Source organism: Nocardia sp. CA-128927 (assembly GCF_050955855.1).
GTDB lineage: Bacteria > Actinomycetota > Actinomycetes > Mycobacteriales > Mycobacteriaceae > Nocardia.
In genome coordinates this window covers 6,113,807-6,130,782 of the sequence record NZ_CP192087.1, presented here as the reverse complement: position 1 = coordinate 6,130,782, position 16,976 = coordinate 6,113,807, and the positions used below count along the sequence as shown (strand labels likewise).

Below are 16,976 nucleotides of genomic sequence, written 5' to 3'. Positions count from 1 at the left end.
CGTCGGCGAAGCCGAGAGCTACCGCGCGATTGAAGTCTATGCCGCAACATGGTTAGGCAGGGGGTGTCGGGTGTGCGGAATGGTCAGTGCTGCAGGGTGATCGGGGTGTTGGCGAGTTCGGCTTCGGTGGGGTTGCCTTCGGCGTCGTAGAAGAGCCAGACACTGGTGAATGTGGCGGGGCCGGGCTCGAATGAGAAGAACCCGCCCGCTGGGAAGTGGATGGTGTAGGGGTGGGCGACGCCGTCACAGGTGCCCGGCATCGTGGTCGACGGTGAGGTGACGTTGTTGTCCTTTTGGTTCAGTACGGAGTCGCCCAAGATGATGTTGGTCGGACCGCCGCTGCAGGTGTAGGTGCCGGTGACTGCCACGGTGCCGTCGGCGGCGAGGTGCTGGTCCGGAGGTGTTCGAACATCACATGACTCCTGTTGTGCAGGAAAGGATTCGAAGAGAATGGTGCCGCAAGCGTAAGCGACGAAACCCGGCGCACCAATCCCCGAAAAGTACGGTCGCGGACCTGTCCCAACTGGGTCGTTAGTGGACCGATAGCCCCTGATGAGCGTTGGGCGGCAACCTTTGTGGCGTACCACCCAGTAATCCGAGAAACGGGAACATCATGACTATCTGCCTCAACACCATTCGCAAAGCGGCCTTCGCCATGGTCGCGATCGCGGCGGCGTTCTTCGCCGTCTCGGCGGGCGCGGGCGTCGCGAACGCCAGCGGGATCTACTCCGAGATCAAGTTCACGCCGGGCACCGACCACGGCACCGTGACCGGCTACATCAACCGCGGCTACACCGACGTGTGGGTGCTCGACGCCCGGGCCGGCCAGGTAATGAGCACCGACCTCATCTCGCATTACACGTCCGCGTCCGGTACCGCCCGCTTCGATATCGCGGCACCCGACGGTCAGGTGATCTGCCGGGACAACACCTCGAGCCAGATCCGGCTCCCACAGACGGGCCGGTACCACGTGACGCTCACCTCGTGGGCCGACGACGCCTCCTACACGATGAACGTCAGGATCGTCTGAGCCCCAGTAAATCCGCACGCCACTGGCCTCACGATCCGAATGCCACCCGATCGTGCCGGCCAGGGCTACGCGGAGGACGGCCGAAGTGCGCTTTATAAGCGCGGCGGAAGTGGCTGGTGTCGGCGAAGTGCCAGCGCGCTGCGACTTCGGCGACTGTGCCGGTGTACAAGAGGTCGCTGTGCGCCCGTTCGAGGCGGCGTCGTCGCACGTAGGACATGACGGATTCGTCTGCGGTGGCGAACGCGCGATGCAAGGTGCGCACGGAGACACAGAGGGCTCGGGCGATCACCGTGGGGGATAGGTCGCGGTCCTCGAGGTGTTTATCGGCGTACCGGGTCGCCGCGGCGACGACAGATTCCGCGAGTAGCGGCTCAGCAGGCGGGGCGTCGCTCGCGATGACGCCGGCCAGCAGCATCAGCAGAGCATCTCGGGCAGCGGCGGCGCTCGCGCCGTTGAGTTGGCTTGTCAGCGCCTGCGCCATATTCACGTGCGCCAGTAGTAGCCGCGCCGCCGGGGCTGTTCGGGGGACAACGGTCAGCGAAGGGAAGGCTCGGGTGCGGATGTGCTCGACGAGGGCGGCCCGTGGAAGGCTCAATGTCATACACGTGGTGGGTTGGGTGAACGCGAATTCCCATGGGGTGCTGAGGTCTCGGACGCAGAGCATGCCGGGCCGGATGTCGGCTTGCCGGGATGCGTCGGCGACGCGCAACGCACCTTCGCGGATGATGTGGACAAGGACCTGAGCGCCGTCGGTGGGTTCGTCCCCGCCCGAGGAGCCGGCGAGTTCGTCGGTGTACTGGTCGCTGACGCCGACGTCGCCGACTAGGCGGCGTTGCACGCGTGAGCGGTAGAGGCCATGTGCGTTCGTGTGCGGGAGTGTGAGGTTGCGTACATGCGGGAGGTGACCCATGTGCTGTCGCCATTCCCGGCGCAGCAGGTCGTGCCGGTGGGGATGGTGCAGTGGGACTTCGATTTTCGCGCGGTGTTGCCGCACGGGAGAACCGTCGGTGGGTGTCGGGCCGGGGGCTGGAAGAGCCCGGGGGTGACCGGTCCCCGGTTCATCGGGTCGAGCTGGCACTGAGGTTCCCTCTTTCCGGCACGTACGTTCCTTTCGATGCTGCCATCGGCGCCATAGGTTCGAGGCAGCGAGCGCACCGTCCGGAGTTGTCGGGAGTTGCCGCAGTCCGTCCCGTTAGTTTTCTTCAGGAGCCTAAATGAGCGTCACCCCATTCTCGCCGGTCGGCACCACCGCCGGTGAGATACAGCCCGATCTGCTGGCCGCGGCGGGACGGCTGGTACCTACTCTCGCGGAGCACGCGGAGAAGGGGGAACGGCTCCGCCGGGTAACCGACGAGGCCGCTCATGCACTGCGGGCGGCCGGAATGTTTCGCCTGGGCACGCCGCGCTGCTTCGAGGGATACAGCGCAGGGGTACGTACGTGCATGGAGGTAACCGCCGAACTGGCGCGCGGCGACGCTTCGTCCGCCTGGATCGCCATGGTCTTCACCGGCGGCAGCCTCATCGCCGGACTGATGGATGACCTTGCCCAGGAGGAAGTTTGGGGCCAGGACCCCGATGCCGCGTTGGTGGCGACGCTGACACCGTCCGGGTCGAGCGTGGCGGTCGACGGTGCCGTCACCGTCAGTGGCCGGTGGGGTTTTGCTTCGGGAGTCGATCACGCTCAGTGGGCGGTCCTGGCGGTCGCGCCCGTGGCCGGCTCCGCGGAACCGCCGCTGATTGTCCTTGTGCCGCTGGCAGATCTGACGGTGGAAGACACCTGGCATGTCGCGGGAATGGCGGGCACCGGCAGTAACACCCTCGTCGCCGACGATGTTCTGGTTCCGGCGCATCGGATCATCAATATGGGTGGCGTGCTGGCCGGAGCGTACGCAGAACGTGCGCAGGAGGCGCGGTTCAGGGTCGCGGTGTCGTCGCAACTCGCGTTGGTTGTCGTCGCACCGATGCTCGGAATGGCCCGCGCCGCACTGGAACTGACGGTGCGGACCGCTCAGCGCAAGCCCATGTCGCTCACCACGTATGCGCGCCTGGCGGACTCGCCCAGTGTGCAGCTTGCCGTGGCCGACGCCGCGTCCTTGATCGACACCGCGCACCTGCACGCCTACCGGGCCGCCGATGATCTCGATCGGGCCGCCGAGGAAGGTCGCCAGCTCGCGGTGGCCGAGCGGGCCCGCGTCCGGATGGACACCGCCGTCGCCGCTGTCCGCACCCGCGAAGCAGTCGATCGCCTCGTATCCGTAAACGGCGCAAGCGGATTCGCCATGTCCAATCCGTTGCAGCGCATCTGGCGCGACATCGGCACCGCCTCGCGCCACGGGGTGGTCAACCCCGACCTGGGCCGAGAAATCTACGGCCGCAGCGTCCTCGGTATCGATGATCAGCCGACGTTCATCATCTGACCGACGACAACGAAGAGGCAAGAGGGCACATGGCGAACATCGTGATCGTCGGCGGTACCAGCGGGGTCGGGCTGGAGCTGGCGAAATACCTGGCACAGCAGGGTGATTCAGTACTGCTGACCGGCCGGGACCAGGAACGCAGCGCGAAGGTCGCCCACGAGGTGGCGCGCGAACGCTACGACGTGCGTGGCATGGCCGTGGATCTGAGCAGGCCGCACGAGGTCCGGGAGGCGCTGGCCGGAATCGAGCGGGTGGACCATCTCGTGATCACTGCGGTGGAACGCGACATGAACAGCGTGCGCGACTACTCGGTGGACCGCGCGGTCAACCTGGCCACGTTGAAGCTGGTCGGCTACACGGCCGTGATCGGCGCGTTGCACGAGGTGCTGGCGCCGACCGGTTCGGTCGTGCTCTTCGGGGGAGTCGCGAAAGACCTGCCATACCCGGGCTCTACTACTGTCTCGGCAGTGAACGGCGCCGTGGTCGGCATGGTGCGCACCCTGTCGTCGGAACTGGCGCCGGTGCGGGTCAACGCCATTCACCCCGGGATCATCAGCGACACCGCGTCCTGGGAGGGAAACAACGAGGTGCTGGAGTCGATCCGCTCCCGCACCCCCACCGGTCGGCTCGTCACCATGGCCGACATCGTCGACGCCACGGTCTTCCTGATCCGGAATTCGGCCGTGAACAGGGTGAATCTGACTGTCGACGGCGGCATGGTGTAGGTAGCTGGGCGGTATCAGGACTCCCGCAAACCGTCCAGCGCCCTATGGGCTCGGGGTCTCGCGATCGAGTCGAGTTCGTCCAAGTTCTCTGCGGGAGAACCCTTCTCGTGAAGATTCCGATTGCGGTCGCTCGGATATGAGCCGATTGTTCTGCGATCATGAATCATGGGTAACAATCACGTTTACAGCAGGCGAACTACGCACGAGCTGACCGTGTCGAGGTAGGTGGTCCCGTGCACGACGAATCCGATGTGGCGCAGGCGCAGGTGTTCTTCGACCTGCTCAGTGCCGAGGCAGAGACGCTGAGCGCGTCGATTCGGGCGACCGCGACCCTGCGCGGGACCCCGCGCTCGACCACGGAGGGGCGGCGTCTGGAACGGGATCTGCGGGAGGTTCGCCGCTGCCTGGATCGCCTTCGCGACAACTTTCCCGAAGTGGAAGGGGGAACGAACTTTGTTCGTGTCGAACTATAGTTCAGGGTATGGCAACCGACCCCAGACAGCGCCGGGCGGCCCGGCACGCCCAACCCGACACCGCGTCGGCGCAGCCGCCCGCGCGTAAGGCGCCCATCACGGTCGAGCGGATCACCGATGCGGCGTTGCAGGTGGTGGCCGCCCAGGGGTACGACGCGCTGACGATCCGCAGCGTCTCGAATGTGCTCGGCACGGGCCCGTCCTCGCTCTACGCCCACATCGTCAACAAGGCCGACATCGATGATCTGCTGATCGGCTGGGTGTGTGCGCAGATCGTGCTGCCCACACCCGATCCGGCTCGGTGGCGCGAGCAGATCCGCGACGTGTATGCCCAGATGCGCGATCAATACCTGAAGTACCCGGGGATCTCCCGTGCCGCGCTCGCGATGGTGTCGACGAATCTGGAGACCTTGCGCGTGAGCGAAGGGATCTTCTCGATCCTGCTCGCCGCGGGCATCGAGCCCGAGACCGCGGCCTGGGGCATGGACGCGCTGTCGCTGTACGTCGCGGGCTACGCGCTGGAGGCCTCCCTGGTCCAGCAGCGGCAGGAGTCCCCGGACGCGACCTGGGTGTTGAGCCGGGAGGAATTGGTGCGCCGCTTCAGCGCGCTCCCCGAGGCCACGTTCCCGAACACCAGAAAGCACGTGACCGAGTTGACCTCGGGCACCGGACATCAACGCTTCGACTTCGCCCTCGAGCTGCTCATCGATAGCCTCGAACGACAGGCTTTGCCCCACGCTGCCACGAAATGACGAAGCCGGAACCCCGCTTAGGCGGGTAGTTGCACGGTGACGCAGAGGCCGCCGGCGGGGCGGGGGATGAGGGTGAGGGTTCCGGCGTGGGCCTGGGTGATGCTGTTGACGATTGCCAGGCCGAGGCCGACGCCTGCGTGGTGGGTGCGGATGCGTTCGGTGCCGCGATGGAACGGTTCGACGAGTGTGGCGATCAGCTGTGGGGTGAGGTGGTTGCCGGTGTTCTCGACAGTGAGCACCACAGTCCCGGGATAGACGTTGGTCGTGACCCACGCGGCGCCGTGTTCGGGCAGGTTGTGGACGATCGCGTTGTGTACGAGGTTCGTCGTCAGCTGCAGCAGCAGGGCGTGCGAGCCGACGGTGCGGGCCATGTCGCCGAACGTCTGGAGGGTGACGCCATGCTTTTCCGCGAGGAATAGCAGCGTTTCGGTCGCTTCTTCCGCTATCAGGGACAGGTCGACGTGTTCTTGGGTGAAGGACCGTTGGTCGGCCCGGCTGAGCAGGAGCAATGCTTCGGTGAGGTCGATTGCTCGGGTATTGACGGCGTGCAGGCGCTCGACCAGTTCGCCGGCGTCGCGGTTCGGATCGGTGCGGGCCACGTCGAGCAGAGTCTGCGTGATCGCCAATGGGGTGCGCAGTTCGTGGGAGGCGTTGGCGGCGAATCTCTGTTGTTCGGCGTTGTGTGCTTCCAGCCGGGCGAGCATGGTGTCGAAGGCGTCGGCGAGTTCGCGGAACTCGTCTTGGTCGCCCGCCAACCGGATCCGGTGGGAGAGCGACCCATTCGCGGCCATGCGGGTGGCGTCCGTGATGCGGGTCAGCGGGGCGAGCATGCGCCCGGCGAGAATCCATCCCCCCACGAGACCGAACACCAGCAGGAAAGCCAACGCCCAGGCCACCTTCGGGCCGAACGCATTCAGCAGGTCGGAGCGGTCGGGTCCGCTGCCGGGGACCCGGGTCCGGAACTCACCGTCGGGCACGTAGCGCAGCAGGTACACCCACACGACCGCAAGCAGCAAGGCACCGGCGACCATGATGAATCCGGCGTAGCTGAGGGTGAGCTTGAGGCGAACACTCAATCCAGGGGCCCTATCCACGGTCGCCTCCGTCCCGCCCGGTGTCCGATTGCGTGCTGATGCGATACCCGACGCCGGAAACGGTAGCGATGATCCAGGGTTCGCCGAGCCGTTTACGCAGGGCTGAGACGGTGATGCGGACGGCGTTGGTGAACGGGTCCGCGTTCTCATCCCACGCCCGTTCCAGTAGTTCTTCGGCGCTGACGACACCGCCTTCGGCCGCGATGAGGACTTCGAGCACGGCGAATTGCTTCCGGGTCAGCGCGACGTAGCGGCCGTCGCGGAAGACCTCGCGGCGGAACGGATCCAGCCGCAGGCCCGCGATCTCTCGCACCGGTGGTCTGTTGTGCGCGCGCCTGCGGTCGAGTGCTCGGAGCCGGAGTACGAGTTCTTGGAGCTCGAAGGGTTTGGTGAGGTAGTCGTCGGCGCCGAGCCCGAACCCGGTCGCCTTGTCGTCGAGCCGGTCGGCGGCGGTGAGCATCAGGATCGGCATGCCGCTGCCGGAAGCGACGATGCGTTCGGCGATCTCGTCGCCGGAGGGGCCCGGGATGTCGCGGTCGAGGACGGCGATGTCGTAGGCGTTGACGCTCAGCAGCTCCAGCGCGGTATCGCCGTCACCGGCGGTGTCGGCGGCGATCGCGGCCAGGCGCAGGCCATCGCGGATGGCCTCGGCCAGATAGGGCTCGTCCTCGACGATCAGCACGCGCATAGACTCTCGATACTGCCAGCCGGAACATATCGTCGGCGTATCGAAATCCGCATACGTGCCGGCAACACCGCGCTGCCTTAGCTGAAGGCATGAATCACAGTGAACCAGCGCGAAAAGCGACTCACCGTATCCGATCGACTGTCTTGGCTGCCGTTGTAGTCGGCAGCGCGGCGCTTGTCGGTGTGCTCGTTGTCCAGTCGCTACCGTCCCTATCCTCCTCGATCGCATGGCCTTTCGACTTTCCGCGCGGCGACCATCATGGTCCAGCTGTCGATGATGGTGCGGTTCCGGCCGACGTGTCGGTCTTCGACGACGAGATTCCGGCAGTGGTCAACCTCGACCCCGATTTGCTCGGTGCCCTGCGCCGAGCTGCTTCGGATGCCGCGGCCGACGGGTTGGCGTTCGTCGTCAATAACGGCTGGCGTTCGCCGGAATACCAGGAACAGCTACTGCGCGAGGCGGTCTCGAAGTACGGCTCGGAAAGGGAAGCTGCCCGATGGGTGGCCGCCCCCAACACCTCTGCGCACGTGTCGGGGGAGGCGGTCGACGTCGGGCCCGCCGCGGCCGCGGCGTGGCTGTCCAGGCATGGTGCTGAGTACGGGCTGTGCCAGATCTACACCAACGAACCCTGGCACTACGAACTTCGCCCCGAAGCCAGCGAGGACGGCTGCCCGCCCCCGTATGCCGACCCCACCCAGGATCCGAGGATGCAGCAGTGATCACCGACGTGCCCGACACCATCACCGCACGGGCAGGCTGGAACCCGCTGACGCGGATCGCGTTGCGCTTCTGCGTCGTCTACTTCGGCCTCTTTTGCCTGCTCCTCAGTTACATCCCGTTCGCGCTGCTCGGCGTCCTCGGCCGCTGGATCCGCAGATACATCGAACCGTGGAATATGGGGCTGACGGACCCCGTCACCGGTTGGGTGGGCCGCACGTTCTTCGGCGTCGACGCGGTGCAGCACAAGGACTCCGGTGCCGGTGACCAGGCGGCCGTCTGGGTGCTGATGCTCTGTGTCCTGGTTGTCGCGGTGGTCGCCACCGCGGTGTGGACGACCGTCGACCGCCGCACCGCGCACCCTCGCCTGCTGGCTTGGTTCACGCTGTTCCTGCGGATGATGCTGGGCGCGACGATGATGGGGTTCGGGTTCGCCAAGCTTTTCCCCACCCAGATGCCCGGCCCCACACTGGCACAACTGTTGCAGCCGTACGGCGATCTGAGCCCGGCCTCGGTGCTGTGGCTACAGATCGGCAGCTCCTATCCGTACGAAATGACCCTCGGCGCAGTCGAAGTCGTGGCCGGGCTGCTGCTGTTCGTGCCGCGGACCGCGGTGCTGGGTGCCGCATTGACGCTGGCGAGCATGGCTCAGGTCTTCCTGACGAACATGACTTTCGACATACCGGAGAAGCTGCTCGCCTCACACCTGCTGCTGATCGCGCTGGTCCTGCTCGCCCCGTACTTTCGGCAGTTGATCAATGTGTTTGTGCTGCAACGCATGTGCGAGCCGCTGACGCAACCCTCGCTGTTCACCGACAAGCGGAAGAACCGCATCGCACTGTGGATTCAGGTAGCGCTCGGCATCTGGGTCGCGTTCGGTGGCGGCTATGACCGCTGGGTGGTCTGGCAAGAGCAGTACGGTGCGGGCAGTCCCAAGTCCGAGCTGTACGGCATCTGGGACGTGCGGGATTTCACCCTCGACGGACTGTCTGTGCCGCCACTCACCACCGACGAGAATCGTTGGCAGCGAATTGTTTTCGACGACCCAGAGGCGGCAACCTACCAACGGATGAACGGTGAACTGGTGCCTGCGCGCGCCGCCTTCCGCCCCAACGGACAGCTGGAACTCGCCACGACCACCGCCGAACACCAGCCACCATTCGCGACGCTGTCTACTGAGCGACCCAGCCCAGACCGGCTGCTACTACGCGGGAAACTGAATGACCGCACGGCGGTGATCACCCTGGACCGCGTGGATCCGAACAGCTTCACCTTGCGCAGCCGCGGATTCCACTGGGTGCAGGACTACGCGTACTTCCGCTAGTCGAGAGTCGGCTGCCGTCTGTCGACGAGCAAGAGTCCGGCAGACTGGAAGCAGTTGTCGGATATCGGGTGAGGATGGCGGAATGACTGACGTGAATGGTGCGCTCGAGGCTTTGATCGATACCTACTGCGCGGGCTGGAGTGATCCAGATCCGGTGCGACGGCGCAAGTTTCTCGGCGAGGCATTGGCGGAGGGGGCGACGTACACCGATCCGACCGTGCACACCGCAGGGATCGAGGAGCTGGCGGCGCATATCGATGGGGTGTTCGCGCAGCAGCCCGGGATGCGGGTGATCCGGGTCAGCCAGGTAGACGCCCATCATGAGACGGCCAGGTTCGGGTGGCGGCTGATGCTGGCAGACGGTACGGCGTTGCCGGACGGCGTGGACTTCGTGGAGATCTCGGCGGAGGGCAGAATCCGCAAGATCGTCGGCTTCTTCGGCGCATTGTCGAGCAGCTAACGCGGGTCGGGCCGTGCCACCGCGCGGCCGCTGAGCCGCGCAGCTCAGCTCGGCCCGGGACTGCTGGAAACGTCCATCTGACAACCGATGGTGTGCGCGACCACATCGCGGATGTTGGCCCGGAATGCGTCGGGGGAGAACGTTTCCGCGTGTGTGCGGATAGCGATCGGGTCGTAGCGAGTCGGGTCGGCATCGCGCAGGAGGCGGGCCAGGCCATCGATAACAGTTGAGTCGTCGCCTGATTCGACGTGTTCACCGGTCAGGCCCGGCAGGACGGTATCGAGTGCGCCGCCCGTGCCGACGGCGAGCACCGGTGTGCCGCACGCCATCGCTTCGACCGGAACGATGCCGAAATCCTCGATGCCGGGCATGAGTACGGCGCGGCAGCGGCGATACATGTCGAGTAGCGCTGCGTCGGAGGCGGCACCGAGGAAGGTGGTTTCCGGTCCGGCGATCGTCTGGAGGTACTGGCGGTGCCTGCCGTCGCCGAGGATGACCAGTCGGCAACCGGCCCGCTGTGCCGCGCGGATGGCCAGATCGGCCCGCTTGTAGGGGACGAGTCGGCCGGCGAACAGGAAGAAGTCCTCGCGGACGATCGTGGGGTCGGGAGTGAACCGGTCGATGCGCACCGGCGGACTGATCACAGTGGACGGCAGGCCCCACCAGTCCTGAATGCGGGCGGCGACGGCATGCGAGTTGGCGATCACCTGCGCCAGCCGCGGCGCGGCCCGCAGCTCCCCGCGACGCGCGAGGTGGCCCAGCCCGGCCAGGGCGTATTGCCCGGCCCGGCCGCCAGCCTCTTGGGCGCGAAACTCCTTGTCCCAGGCCCAGCGTGCCGGGCTGTGTACGTAGGCGATCACCGGTGCGTCGGTCGCGAACACGGCCTGCGTGCCGAACGCGTGGTGGCTGACGAGGACCGCGTCGAAGCCGTCGGCCAGCGGCAGGCGGCGCAAGACCCGGGGCACGAAGGGCAGCAGGGGAGCGTGCGAACGACCGCCCAGTGCCGCGTGGGCGCGGCTGAGCCAGCTGTCGTGAATCGAATCGGGCGTGCAACGCGCCGGTCCGACCGCCGCCGCGAGCGAGCCGTAACCCTCCGGGCTGACGATCGGCGCGAACACCGAGGTGTTCGCCCACGTTTTGACGAACTCCGCGACCACCGCCTCGGACCCGCCGTATTCGGTGAATCGCTCGTGCACGAGGGCGATTCGGGGCGCTGTCATGAATTCTCCGTTCAGTTATGGCGTGGGAAGCCGCCGCGGTGCGGCCGTCCGCCGGATCGCGGGCGCGACCGGCAGACCCGCCAAAAGCCCAGTGACACTGCCTTGTTCGAGCGCGCGCCGATAGACCACGGCGGCCTCCCGGCAGGCGGCGGCCGTCGCGTCGATATCGTCGTCGGTGTGCGCGGCCGAGGTGACGAACGACTGCCCGAGCACCCCGCGCGCCAGCAGCTCCTGCAAGAACAACGTCCGAAGTGCTTGCGAGGGTGCGCCTTTCGGATTCCGGGTCACGTAGATCAGGCACGACGGCCGCCCGACCACCTGTAGGTAGTCGGCGATACCGAGGTCGGCGGCAATCGCATTCACCGCCGCGGCCAGCCGTCGACCGGCCCGTTCCATCCGCCCGATGGGATCGGTGCTCGCGTACGCGTGAACCACCGCGCGAAACGCGGCCAGCGCCGCGGATTCGGCCCCGTGCGTAGTCGACAACAGAAACACCCGGTCCCGATCGGTGCGCAATCCGCCGAGTTCCATGAACTCGCGTTTACCGGCCAGCGCCGAGATCGGAAAGCCGTTGCCCATCGCCTTACCCCAGCAGGACAGGTCCGGGCGCACGCCGTAGACCTGCTGCGCCCCACCGGCCGACCACCGGAATCCGGTGATCATCTCGTCGAACACCAGCAACGCCCCGTACCGATCACACAGGTCGCGGACACCGTGCAGATAGCCGGGTTCGGGTTCGGCCAGTGCGGTGGCCGCCTCCATGATCACGCAGGCGACGGGTACCGCGGCCAGCACCTCGGCGAGTGCGGCGAGATCGTTGTAGGCGAACTGCACCGTGGCGGTGTCGTCGATACCGCTGTTCATCGCGGTGGTGCCGATGAACCAGTCGTCGACGGAGAAGAACGGCTGCGCGCACACCGCCACCACGCTGCGCCCGGTGGCCGCGCGGGCCAGTCGGACCGCGGCGGTGGTGGCGTCGGAGCCGTTCTTGGCGAACTTCACCATGTCCGCGCCGGGCACCAGGGACAGGAAGTCCTCGGCGGCATGCAGTTCCAGCTCGGTGGGGCGGGAGAAGTTCACCCCGTCGGCGATCGCGGCGGTCACCGCGTCGAGCACCGGCCGGTAGCCGTGCCCGAGGGTCACCGACCGCAAACCCATGCCGTATTCGACGTATTCGTTGCCGTCGCTGTCCCACACCCGACAGCCACTGCCCCGCACCAGAATCGGCGCCATCTGCTCGGGGTACTGATCAGCGCCTCGGGCATAGGTATGCGCACCGCCGGGCACCAGATCATGCAACCGCGCCTGAATCTCGTTGCTACGCGCAAAGTCGCGTCGGCCACTGTTCATGTCAGCCTCTCCACTCAGCATCCGCGTTCGGTGAAGGCCTTCAGGTAACCGGCGGACTGGCGGATGTACATCCACGTCCAGAACGCCGGACCCGAGGGACTCGGACTGGCGACCATGGTCACCGCACCGCTGAAACACTTCTGCACGATGTACCGTGCTCGGGACACGTGCGGCGTGAACGTCACCACGATGATGTGCTGCCAGCCGTATTTCCGTGCCCTGCGCCCGATCTCCTGCGCTTCACCCTGCGTCGTCCATGGGTCCGGCACGAAACAGCTGACCTGGAAGTCGAATCGGCCGTTGCAGTACTTGTCCATCGCGGGATCGTCGGCACCGGTGGATCGGGAGATCAGCAATTGCCGCGCATAGCCCCGTTGCGCCAGATCCAGCCCGACGTCGAACCGCTCGTACGGGGTGCCGCCGAGCACGACGATGGCGTCGGCGGGACGCAGCGGATCGACTTGTGGCCGTACGTATACCGGCCAGCCCAGCGCCGCGATCAAACCTATGACGGCGATCAATGCGCTGGCGCCCAGCAGAATTCGCCGAAACAGCCGCGGCGCACGCCGGGTATCAGGCGCCCAGTCGATCACCGTGTTGTTCATCGCGTCACCGCACCGGTCGATCCCGGCCGAGGGCTGCGGCGGTGATCGCGCCCGAGGTGGACACCGACAGCCGCCAGTACCCCCCGTCCGAGTCCTTGAGCACGATCCCGCCCTCGGCACGGTCGGAAAGCCATGCGCCGCTGGACAGTACGGCCGCCGACACCGCGCCGTCGGCCGCCTGCACCTGGAGGATGTCGGTGTCGGGGCGACCGGCCTGGGCGACGGTGGTTCCGGCAAACCGGGCTCCGAACATCCGATCGCGCCCGATCACGTGCCAGCCATCGGGGAACACCGCGGGATCGATATCCCGGGCCGAGCTCGAAATCAGGTTCACCGCAGTACCTTCCGGGCAGCCCTGATGGTCGATGCGCAGCTCGGTCGGTGGCTTGTCGAGATCGGGGTCGAACTGCACGTTCGCCAGATAGGGCTGGCGGCAATACGCCAGGTCCAGGCAGAGGGTCCGGGCCGCGATCTTGCAGTTGACCATGCCGAACTGGGCGGGTCCGCCGTGTGCGCGGGTGCCGATCGACAACGCCGTGTCAGCCCCTTCGAACCAGACGTTGGTCAACCACCAGGCATTGGCGGCACCGTCGACGACCAGGTGCCGGTCGGTGGTGCGCGGATCGGTGTCGGAGACGAATTCGACGTTGCTCAAGGCCAATCCGGCATTGTGGTCATTGCCGGTGCCGAGCACGCTGATCCGGTTGTTGGTGAACTTCGACGAGGTGACGTAGTTCTGGATGCACGAGGTCACCAGGCCGTAACCGAAATTGTTGATGTCGCAGTTGACGAACGCGGTGCCGCCGGTGTTCTGATCCAGCACGACGCCGCGCTGCTCGACGTAGCGCGGATGGTTCGAGCTGAGGTGATTGCCGCGCAGCACCACGGATTCGAAAGAGCAGCGGAAGCATTCGGACAGCGACACCGCGGTGACGGTCGGGTTGGACACGAAGATGCCGAGGCGACCGAAGCGCACCCGCTGCCGCTTGTGCAGCGCGATGAGTGTCCCGTCGCCCTCGTAGTTGATCATGGTGACGTCGCCGCCGTCGCCGAGAACCGTGGCGTAGTCGGGTAACTCGGGCCAGGACGTCACCCGGTACTGCCCGGCGGGCAGATACAGCACCAGTGGTCGGTCGCCGACGGCCGCCGCTCTGGCGATGGCGGCGGTGTCGTCGGTTTTCCCGTCGCCGACCGCGCCGAAATCGCGGATGTTGCGGGCCGAGGGCGCGTCGTTCACGTGCGGTGAACGGAACTCCGGATCGGATTCGGACCGAGCCGCGCATGCCGCCAACGGCACCGCGGCGGCCACACCGAGTGAACCGGCAAGCAGGCGACGGCGATTCACGGACTCGGTGGGCCCACCCGTGCCGATCGGGTCGCTGCGCGATTCTGTCATGTTCGCAACCTTTCGATCAGCCGCAGTCGCGGATCGGCCGGTCTGGAGACGGCGATGATGCCGATCAAGGACGAGCCCGCGGATCCGAAGGTCGCCAGCGCGCCGCGGACCTGCGGCGCGGTGCTGGTGCCGAGTTCGACGACGCCCAGCGTCGCGTCGCCGCGCGGTGCGATCGACAGCACATCGGCGGCCGCGGTGACCGGGGCTACCTCCACCACGACATGGTCGAAGTCGCCGCGCAGGTCGGCCAGGACGGTGCCGAATCGTTCGGTGGTCAGCGCGTCCGGTGTGTCCGCACCGATCGCGCCCAGCGGCAGCACCTGAATACCGCTGTCGGGCAAGAGCACTACCGCGTCGCTCAGCGCGGGGCCACCACGCAGCAGCTCGGCCAGCCCTGGACCGGTGTGTGCCAGCAATTGGCTCGAGCTGCCCGAGCCGGTGGTATCGGCGTCGACGAGCACCACCCTGGCACCCGCGTCGGCCAGCGAACGGGCCAGTTTGGTCGCGATATCGGGGGTCGACTGTGGTGAAAGGCTTGTCAGCACAATGAGTTTCGGACTCTTTCCGGCGCTGTCACCGGCCAGGCGGGTGCGCAGTCGCCGCGTCTCGCCCACTTCCCCCGGCAGGCCGATATCGAGGATCGCCAGAATCGGTACCGCGGGGGAGTCCGGGCGCGACGACCCCGCCAGCACCGCTTCCAGATCGTTGGAGGTGCGCAATCTGCGGTCGGTGCGTTCGCGCAGCAACGCCGCCGCGAAACCGAGCGCGAGGCCCGCCAGCAGGCCGAGCGCGAGTAGCCGGGTCCGCTTGGGACCGGTTGGCGCGGACGGCAGTTCGGCCCGGTCCACCACCGCGACCCGGGCGGCCGGGGCCGCACCGAGCTCGGTGGTCTCCAATTCGTCTACCAATCGCCGGAATTGGGCCACCACGGCGTCGGTGAGATCACGCGCCTCGGCTGCGGTACTCGCGGTGACACTGGCTTGGAGGACCGAGGTGGCCGGCGGTGAGCTGGCCGAGATCCGGGCGCGCAGCTCGCCGCCGCTCATGTTCAGGCCGCGATCCTGGATAACGTGCTCGGCGACGGTGGCGCTGGTGAGCAGATCCAGATACGACCGCACCCGTTGCTGGGCAGCCAGTCCGCCCTGGTACGAGTCGTTCACCGAGGTGCCCGTCGACATCGAGACGTACATGCTGCTGGACGCCTTGTACGTCACGGGAATCGTGTGCGCGTAGCCAGCGGCGGCGGCCAGGCACACCAGCAGCACGGCGAGGAAGGTGAGCCAACGCCGTCGGACGATCCGCACATACTCGATCAAACCCATTGCCCAGTCCTTTGTGTTACGGGGACAACGGATTCGGCCCGCTCCCACGATTGCCGCGCCGATAACTGTCCGCGCGAACCGCGGTACAAACCCACCAGCAGATAGATGAACCACACCAGCACGACGGCCTGGAGATACTTGCCGAGCATCTCCATGCTGCCGAGAATGCCGCGCTCGAAGATGACCGGTATCTCGATGAGCGCCAAGCCGAGCACGACGAGGGCGATATGGCGCGAGTACAACGCTCGCGCCCAGGTCACCAGCAGCAAGAAGGTGAACCCGACGCCCGCCACGATCCCGGTGTACCCGCCGAGCAGGTAGCCCTCGCTGATGCCGCCCTCGGCCAGCGACACCGACACCTGGGTCATGTCCACCGAAGCACCCCGCACCTCGGCGGCCCAGGCGGTCCCGGAGCGCAACTTCTCCGCGCCGAGCAGCTGAGCGGGAATCAAGCTGCGTGCCGCGTTCTCGGCCGCTTCCTGCGGTGACAGCCACGAGCCCGGCGGCGCGTAGTACACGTCGGTCGCGGCCTCGAGGAGGTCGAACCGGCGCAGCACGCTGAGCATCGGCTGGACACCGGCCGGGTATGCGGAGTCGGTGGCGGCGGACTCGGCTTTCACCTCCCCGGTGGCCTTGAGCGACTGCAACCAGCCGAAGCCGCCGATGCCCATGATCGAGACCAGCAGAATGGCAACGACTTTCGTCCGGGTCCAGCCGCCCAGCGCGAACCGCACCCCGATCGCGAGTGCGGCGCCCATGATCGGCGTCTTGGATTCGACAGCCATGGTCCAGAGCAGCTCACCGGCCAGTAGCAGACCGACCGCGATCGTTGTCGCCTTGGCCTTGCCGAGCCGGACGAAGACGATCAGGCCGATCGCGCCGACGGTCCCCAGCATGGTCACGAAAGTCAGGGCCGGGCTGGTGCTTTCGACTTCACCCGCCTTGCCCGCGGTCCCGGTGGCGACCATGGCCAGCCGCCCGAGTGTGCCGAGGCAGTAGAGCGCGCACAGGGTCGGCACGAAGTTCGGGTCCTCGGCGATCACGGCACGCTGCGGACTTCGACGCCTGTATCGCATCCAGAACGCCAGAGCGACAACGAATCCCGCATAGACCCACAGCCCGAACACAATGGGCCGGAGCACCATGGCGATGCCGTAGTCATACCCCAGTGCTGCCAGGCGTGGGTCGGCGACGTTGTCGCCGAAGCGCGGTTCGGGCTGCACCCAGAGCAGCACAATGGGTCTGGCGAGATAGGACATCGCCCAGTACAGCGCCTGCGCGATGAGCAGCACCCTGGCGACGCCGGGGATGACGATCGCGGCGGCGACCATCATCACCAATGCCGCGGCGATCGCGGCCAATTCGGGTACGGCGCCCGTCATCGCGGGTCTCCCGCAACGCAT

Annotated in this window: 18 protein-coding genes; 8 read left to right on the top strand and 10 right to left on the bottom strand. The window is 66.7% G+C overall.

Features of this window, described 5'->3' with window-relative positions:
• Positions 1-83 precede the first annotated feature (83 nt).
• Complete coding sequence (locus ACQPW1_RS28700) at positions 84-587, bottom strand: DUF6299 family protein (RefSeq protein WP_433654796.1); 504 nt, start codon at positions 585-587, stop codon at positions 84-86.
• Positions 588-613: 26 nt separating this feature from the next.
• Between ACQPW1_RS28700 and ACQPW1_RS28695 the strand changes: the two genes are divergently transcribed.
• Positions 614-1,030 carry a hypothetical protein gene (locus tag ACQPW1_RS28695; protein WP_433654794.1) on the top strand — a complete coding sequence of 139 codons (417 nt, stop codon included), beginning with the start codon at positions 614-616 and terminating at the stop codon, positions 1,028-1,030.
• Between the two features lie 28 nt (positions 1,031-1,058).
• On the opposite strand, the gene ACQPW1_RS28690 is transcribed toward ACQPW1_RS28695, so the two are convergent.
• On the bottom strand, positions 1,059-1,868 hold the full coding sequence (locus ACQPW1_RS28690) for an AraC family transcriptional regulator (protein ID WP_433654792.1): 810 nt from the start codon (positions 1,866-1,868) through the stop codon (positions 1,059-1,061).
• A gap of 376 nt (positions 1,869-2,244) precedes the next feature.
• Here ACQPW1_RS28690 and ACQPW1_RS28685 point away from each other — a divergent pair, with 376 nt between their 5' ends.
• The 4 genes from ACQPW1_RS28685 (at position 2,245) to ACQPW1_RS28670 (ending at position 5,397) form a co-directional block, all read left to right on the top strand.
• Positions 2,245-3,447 (top strand): acyl-CoA dehydrogenase family protein, encoded by a 1,203-nt coding sequence (locus ACQPW1_RS28685; protein WP_433654790.1) that lies wholly within the window; start codon positions 2,245-2,247, stop codon positions 3,445-3,447.
• A gap of 29 nt (positions 3,448-3,476) precedes the next feature.
• Complete coding sequence (locus ACQPW1_RS28680; protein WP_433654788.1) at positions 3,477-4,172, top strand: SDR family oxidoreductase; 696 nt, start codon at positions 3,477-3,479, stop codon at positions 4,170-4,172.
• A 233-nt stretch (positions 4,173-4,405) separates the two neighbouring features.
• Positions 4,406-4,645, top strand: a complete 240-nt coding sequence (locus ACQPW1_RS28675) for a hypothetical protein (protein ID WP_433654786.1) — start codon at positions 4,406-4,408, stop codon at positions 4,643-4,645.
• Between the two features lie 8 nt (positions 4,646-4,653).
• On the top strand, positions 4,654-5,397 hold the full coding sequence (locus ACQPW1_RS28670; RefSeq protein WP_433654784.1) for a TetR/AcrR family transcriptional regulator: 744 nt from the start codon (positions 4,654-4,656) through the stop codon (positions 5,395-5,397).
• A gap of 17 nt (positions 5,398-5,414) precedes the next feature.
• Here ACQPW1_RS28670 and ACQPW1_RS28665 read toward each other — a convergent pair whose 3' ends face one another.
• Positions 5,415-6,491, bottom strand: coding sequence for a sensor histidine kinase (locus ACQPW1_RS28665; RefSeq protein ID WP_433654782.1), 1,077 nt, complete (start codon positions 6,489-6,491; stop codon positions 5,415-5,417).
• Positions 6,484-7,179, bottom strand: a complete 696-nt coding sequence (locus tag ACQPW1_RS28660) for a response regulator transcription factor (protein ID WP_433654780.1) — start codon at positions 7,177-7,179, stop codon at positions 6,484-6,486. Before ACQPW1_RS28660 ends, ACQPW1_RS28665 begins: the two co-directional genes overlap by 8 nt.
• A 143-nt stretch (positions 7,180-7,322) precedes the next feature.
• On the opposite strand from ACQPW1_RS28660, the gene ACQPW1_RS28655 reads away from it, so the two are divergent.
• From ACQPW1_RS28655 to ACQPW1_RS28645, 3 genes are all read left to right on the top strand, one after another.
• Positions 7,323-7,898 (top strand): M15 family metallopeptidase, encoded by a 576-nt coding sequence (locus ACQPW1_RS28655; protein ID WP_433654778.1) that lies wholly within the window; start codon positions 7,323-7,325, stop codon positions 7,896-7,898.
• The gene (locus ACQPW1_RS28650; RefSeq protein ID WP_433665360.1) at positions 7,898-9,220 is read left to right on the top strand and encodes a DoxX family protein; all 1,323 of its coding nucleotides are present in this window, start codon (positions 7,898-7,900) and stop codon (positions 9,218-9,220) included. The genes ACQPW1_RS28655 and ACQPW1_RS28650 overlap by 1 nt, the downstream gene beginning before the upstream one ends.
• Before the next feature lie 82 nt (positions 9,221-9,302).
• A complete protein-coding gene (locus ACQPW1_RS28645) occupies positions 9,303-9,680 on the top strand; it encodes a nuclear transport factor 2 family protein (RefSeq protein ID WP_433654776.1) in 378 nt (125 codons plus the stop codon).
• A gap of 44 nt (positions 9,681-9,724) precedes the next feature.
• Here ACQPW1_RS28645 and ACQPW1_RS28640 read toward each other — a convergent pair whose 3' ends face one another.
• Genes ACQPW1_RS28640 through ACQPW1_RS28615 form a run of 6 tightly spaced genes read right to left on the bottom strand, consistent with a single transcriptional unit; the run spans position 9,725 to position 16,955 of the window.
• Complete coding sequence (locus ACQPW1_RS28640) at positions 9,725-10,900, bottom strand: glycosyltransferase (RefSeq protein ID WP_433654774.1); 1,176 nt, start codon at positions 10,898-10,900, stop codon at positions 9,725-9,727.
• Positions 10,901-10,915: 15 nt separating this feature from the next.
• A complete protein-coding gene (locus ACQPW1_RS28635) occupies positions 10,916-12,250 on the bottom strand; it encodes a glutamate-1-semialdehyde 2,1-aminomutase (RefSeq protein ID WP_433654772.1) in 1,335 nt (444 codons plus the stop codon).
• 14 nt (positions 12,251-12,264) lie between these two features.
• Positions 12,265-12,855, bottom strand: coding sequence for a YdcF family protein (locus ACQPW1_RS28630; protein ID WP_433654771.1), 591 nt, complete (start codon positions 12,853-12,855; stop codon positions 12,265-12,267).
• Positions 12,856-12,859: 4 nt separating this feature from the next.
• The gene (locus ACQPW1_RS28625; protein WP_433654769.1) at positions 12,860-14,251 is read right to left on the bottom strand and encodes a glycosyl hydrolase family 28-related protein; all 1,392 of its coding nucleotides are present in this window, start codon (positions 14,249-14,251) and stop codon (positions 12,860-12,862) included.
• Positions 14,248-15,573, bottom strand: a complete 1,326-nt coding sequence (locus ACQPW1_RS28620) for a Wzz/FepE/Etk N-terminal domain-containing protein (protein WP_433654767.1) — start codon at positions 15,571-15,573, stop codon at positions 14,248-14,250. The genes ACQPW1_RS28625 and ACQPW1_RS28620 overlap by 4 nt, the downstream gene beginning before the upstream one ends.
• Complete coding sequence (locus tag ACQPW1_RS28615) at positions 15,564-16,955, bottom strand: hypothetical protein (RefSeq protein WP_433654765.1); 1,392 nt, start codon at positions 16,953-16,955, stop codon at positions 15,564-15,566. The genes ACQPW1_RS28620 and ACQPW1_RS28615 overlap by 10 nt, the downstream gene beginning before the upstream one ends.
• Between the last annotated feature and the right edge of the window lie 21 nt (positions 16,956-16,976).